The organism is Cupriavidus sp. HPC(L), from assembly GCF_000307735.3.
GTDB lineage: Bacteria > Pseudomonadota > Gammaproteobacteria > Burkholderiales > Burkholderiaceae > Cupriavidus.
The window spans coordinates 1-4,840 of record NZ_AMPR02000220.1; the positions used below are offsets into that span (position 1 = coordinate 1).

Annotated in this window: 3 protein-coding genes; 1 reads left to right on the plus strand and 2 read right to left on the minus strand. The window is 66.5% G+C overall.

Features of this window, described 5'->3' with window-relative positions; all coding sequences use genetic code 11:
• Positions 1-2,126 (plus strand): TonB-dependent siderophore receptor (locus B551_RS13350; protein WP_023264291.1); only part of this gene is annotated, 2,126 nt, incomplete at its 5' end.
• 96 nt (positions 2,127-2,222) lie between these two features.
• On the opposite strand, the gene B551_RS13355 is transcribed toward B551_RS13350, so the two are convergent.
• Positions 2,223-3,158, minus strand: a complete 936-nt coding sequence (locus tag B551_RS13355) for an Rpn family recombination-promoting nuclease/putative transposase (protein WP_006578298.1) — start codon at positions 3,156-3,158, stop codon at positions 2,223-2,225.
• Between the two features lie 162 nt (positions 3,159-3,320).
• Positions 3,321-4,562 (minus strand): cystathionine beta-lyase, encoded by a 1,242-nt coding sequence (locus tag B551_RS13360; protein ID WP_157071977.1) that lies wholly within the window; start codon positions 4,560-4,562, stop codon positions 3,321-3,323.
• Positions 4,563-4,840: the final 278 nt, after the last annotated feature.

Here is a 4,840-nt window from a genome sequence, read left to right on the forward strand (position 1 = left end):
CGGCGCTCGCGCAGAACGCCACGCCCACCGCCTCCGCTCCGGCCGCACCCGCCGCCGCACCCACCGCCACCGCGCAGGCCGAACTGCCGACCGTCCACGTCACCGCCGGCAGCGAGCCCGCCTATCGCGCCCGCGACGCCAGCACCGGCGCCCTCGGCGACAAGCCGCTGCAGGACACGCCGTTCTCAGTCTCGGTGGTGCCGCAGGAGCTGATCGAGAACCGCCAGGCGATCACGCTGGGCGACGTGTTCCGCGGCGATCCGTCGGTTGCGCCGATTGGCGACGGCTATATCGGCGAGTCGGCGGGTTTGACGATCCGCGGCCTGCATCTCGATCTGCTCGAGGGCTACAAGATCGACGGCCTCGCGATCCCGAACTGGGGCAGCGACGTGCCGCTCGAACACTTCGAACGCGTCGAGCTGCTCAAGGGCCTGGGCGGCTTCATGTACGGCTTCGGCGCGCCGGGCGGCATCGCCAACTTCGTCACCAAGCGTCCCACCTCGAAGTTCGCCGGCAACGCGACGCTCGGCTATGTCTCGGACGGCGTGCTGCGCGAGTCGATCGACGTCGGCGGCCGCTTCGGCGCCAACGACATGTTCGGCGCGCGCGTCGGCTTCGTGCACGAGGAAGGCGACACCTTCGTCGACGGCGGCCATATCAAGCGCGACTCGGCGTCGGTGGCGCTGGACGCCAGGCTGACCCGCAACCTGCGCTGGTCGCTCGATGGCCTGTACCAGCAGCGCAACGTCAAGGGCGCCTACTACGGCATCATCCCCGGCCAGGACTTCGGCGCGCCGGTGACCGAGTTCGTCAACACGCCTCGCACGCTCGACGGCAGCCAGCGCGTGGCCAGCAAGGGCACGTACTACGAGACCGAAATCAAGAGCATCGGCACCGAGCTCAACTGGGGCTTCGCCGACGACTGGAACCTGCGCACCTCGTACCGCTTCACGCAGCAGAACCGCGGCAACGCCGACAGCGCGATCCTGCTGCTGGACAACGCCGGCAACTACGCCGAGAACCAGTACAGTTCGTATTCGCGCTACCACTATCAGCACGCGCAGACGATGGCGACCGGCAAGGTCCGCACCGGCAGCATCGAGCACGATATCGCCGCCGGCCTGTCGTGGCAGAGCCTGGTGCAGAACTGGGGCAGTTTTGCCGGCGGCGGCATCATCGGCTACGGCAACCTGTACGATCCGGGCCAATTCGTGCCGACCGGCCTGCCGCTGTCGCGCGTACCGTCATCGGACGTGCTGTACCGCGCGTCGAAGATCGAGCAGAAGTCGGTCTTCTTCAGCGACACGATCAAGTTCAACGAGCAGTGGTCGGTGCTGGCCGGCCTGCGCTACACCCGCTACGACCAGACCGGCTACACGCCGGAGGGCGCGATCTCGAGCACCTACAGGAAGTCGCCGCTGACGCCGACCGTCGCGCTGATGTACAAGCCGGTGCAGCCGCTGACGCTGTACGGCAGCTATGTCGAATCGCTGGAAGCCGGTGGCTCCGCGCCGCTGACCGCGCGCAACGCGGGCGAGGTGTTCGGCCCGCTCAAGAGCCGCCAGTACGAGATCGGCGCCAAGGCCGAACTGGAGGACTGGACCATCCATGCGGCGCTGTTCCAGATCCAGCGCGGCCTGAACTACCTTCGCAACGACAACGTCTACACGCAGGATGGCGAGACCCGCTATCGCGGCATCGAACTGTCGGCCCGCGGCAAGCTCGCGCGCGACTGGACGCTGATGGGCGGCGTCACGCTGCTCGATCCCGAGAATGTCGAGGCCTCGCCAGACGTGCTGGGCAAGCGCGCCTACAGCGCGCCAACCTTCAAGGCCACCGCTTATGTCGAATATGCGGTGCCGCCCGTGCCCGGCCTGGTGCTGACCGCCGGCGGCCAGTACGTGTCGAAGATGGCGCTCGAGGCCAACAACAGCAACTGGGTGCCGGCGTACCACACCTTCGATGCGGGCATCCGCTACGCCACGAAGCTGGGCAAGACGCCGGCGGTATTCCGGCTGGTGGTCGACAACCTGACCAACGAGAAGTACTGGCTGCCCAGCTACGGCTTCATCCTGACCCAGGGCGCGCCGCGTACGGTGCGGGCCAGCGCGACGTTCAGCTTCTGACGTGGTGCCGTCGCGGCAGCAAGACGCAAGCTGAAACGAGAAAGGCGGACCGGTGGGTCCGCCTTGTTGTCGAGCTGGTCCTTGGCGAGCGTCGCGTCAGGCCCGGAAAACGTCCTCGATCACTTCCGCGCGCAGAAGCTGAATGCCCCAGCGCTCGAGTTCCTCAGGGGTCGCGATCTCGATCCGCTGCACAACGGACGCGTGCAGCGAGCCGAAGCGCTCGGCCAACTGCTTTTGCAGCATGCGGGCCTCCCCTTCCTGCCGAGCCTCCTCGCGCAGCTTGTGGGTGAAACGTTGTAGATTGGCACCTACCACTTGCATGTCGACCTCCATCAATTGAAACACCTGATCGGGTGTCAGGACGCTGCCCCGTTGGCCGCACAGCAGTGCCGCGAAGGTATTGGCGAACGCCAGCTTGAGTTTCGGCTCATGCCGCAAGCGCGTCCTGCATTCGATCATCAGCGACACGACAGTATCGTAATCGGCTGCCCGCTCAATGCGAAACAGCAGCGCCGCTAGATTGTCATCGGGCAACTGCGCTTCGCTCAATCGGTTGATGTCCAGCAACGTATGTTGCTGGTGCAATTGACACGCTGCCAAGCCGTTGGGCAGCGACACAACGACATCGCGGATGTTCGTACATGCGCTCCATGGCGTATCGCCGTTATACAAGACGATCGACAGCGCCGCGGGCACCCTGCGATCCGGCAACACCTGGCCCGCGCGAACAAGCTCCTGGTGCAGCAAAGCCGTATAGGTCGCCATGCGCGGCGCCATGTAGCGATCGATGGTGCTCTGGAATTCGAGCAGCACGTACAGGTGGCCCCATGGATCGCCGGCATCGACACGCCAAACCATGTCGCTGGCACGCTGCCGCATGTTGTCGGCGACGTAGTTGCCGGAAACCCGTTCCAGCGTCGAGTAGTCCAGCGCGCGAAGCCAGTCGCTGCGAATGAATTCGCGCAAGAGGTCGCGCATCATTTCCGGCATGGCGAACAACAGCTTGTAGCCGGCGTCGTAGTCCCTGGCCATTGCTTCGTTCAGCGTTGTTGAGATGCCGCAAAGAATGCCTTTGCACGGGACCTCGTGCTGACGAAAAGATGTGCCGTACTTTAGGTTGCAGACGGGATGGGGCGAGCCAGCTTCGCCACGGCGTGATCCGGCTTCCGGGCCCTGCGCCGGAACGAGGCCCGCTCAACCGACCAGCTTCGCCTCCATCGCCGCCTTCAGATCCGCGATCAGATCGCGCGTATCTTCGAGCCCGATATACAGCCGCACCAGCTCGCCAGCATCCTGCCAGCCGGCGGGCGGCCAGCTGCCCGCCGGGCGCATCGTCGGCACGTGGTACGGCACGGCCAGGCTGTGCGCGCCGCCCCAGGACCAGCCGATCGAGAACAGCCGCAGCGCCTCGACGAAGGCATCGACCTGGACGCGCGGATAGCGCGCGCGCAGCACCACCGCGAACAGGCCGCTGGCCCCGGAGAAATCGCGGCGCCAGAACACATGGCCGGGGCAGTCGGGCAAGGCCGGATGCAGGACTCTCGCCACCTCGGGCCGCTGCGCCAGCCACTCGGCGACCTCGCGCGCGGCGCGGTCATGGGCGGCGAGCCGCACCGGCATGCTTGGCAGCGAGCGCAGCACCAGGTAGCAGTCGTCGGCCGACACGCCCCAGCCCATCAGCATGCGCACGCGCTTGATGCGCTGGTAGAGCTTCTCGTCGCGGCACAGCACCGCGCCCATCAGCACGTCGCTGCCGCCGGACTGGTACTTGGTCAGCGCCTGCACGGACAGGTCGATGCCCTTGTCGAAGGGCCGGAAATAGATGCCGGCCGACCAGGTGTTATCGATCGCGGTCAGCACGCCGCGCGCCTTGGCGGCGGCGACGATCGCCTCGCTGTCGGGCACCTCCATCGTCACGGAGCCCGGTGCCTCCATCCAGATCAGCCGGGTATTGGGCTGGATCAGCTCGGCGATGCCGGCGCCGATCATCGGGTCGTATGGCCGCACCGTGATGCCGAAATCGCGCGCCAGCCATTCGCCGTGCTCGCGATTGGGACCGTAGACGTTGTACGGCACCAGCACGTCGTCACCGGCCTTCAACAACGCGAAATAGACCAGCGAGATGGCGCCCAGACCGGATGGCAGCAACAGCGCGTGGTTGGCTCCCTCCAGCATCGCCAGATGCTGGCACAGCGCCTCGCTGGTGGGGGTCGCGTGGATGCCGTAGCGCCAGTAGGTGGTCGCGCCGTCGCCATGCGCGCGCAGCTCGGCGAGATTGCGGAACACCACGGTGGAGCCGCGCTGGGTCGGCTGGGAGAAGGAGGCGAAACCGGGAGGAACCTGCAGCGGCGGCTGCACCGCCAGCGTCTGCACGTAGCAGTCGGGCGTTGCGGAGGGATCTTGGTCGTTCGGGGAAGCGGCGTTCGTATCGGTCAGGGAACGGTCGGACACAGCGGATTCCTTGTCTGGCGAGTGCGGATAGAGTCTCCGAGCTTACCAGCAATGGCGGCCGCGCCGCCATGGAACGGATGACCGCTGCGCGGCCCTCCCCGCTTAAGCGCTTGCGCGCTCAGCGCTTCCGGTCTTCGACGATTCCCGAGCGTGGGGGCGGCGGTCCGTAGACCACGCCGCTATTGGGCGTCATGTCGATCGACGGCACCGCGACCACGCCGTCGGGGCCGACATAGACAGGCATTTGCGCGCCGGAGGGATAT

Excerpts from the sequence above, each read along its gene's own strand:
- B551_RS13355 (WP_006578298.1), bottom strand. The coding sequence starts at position 3,158 with ATGGCCAGGGACTACGACGCCGGCTACAAGCTGTTGTTCGCCATGCCG.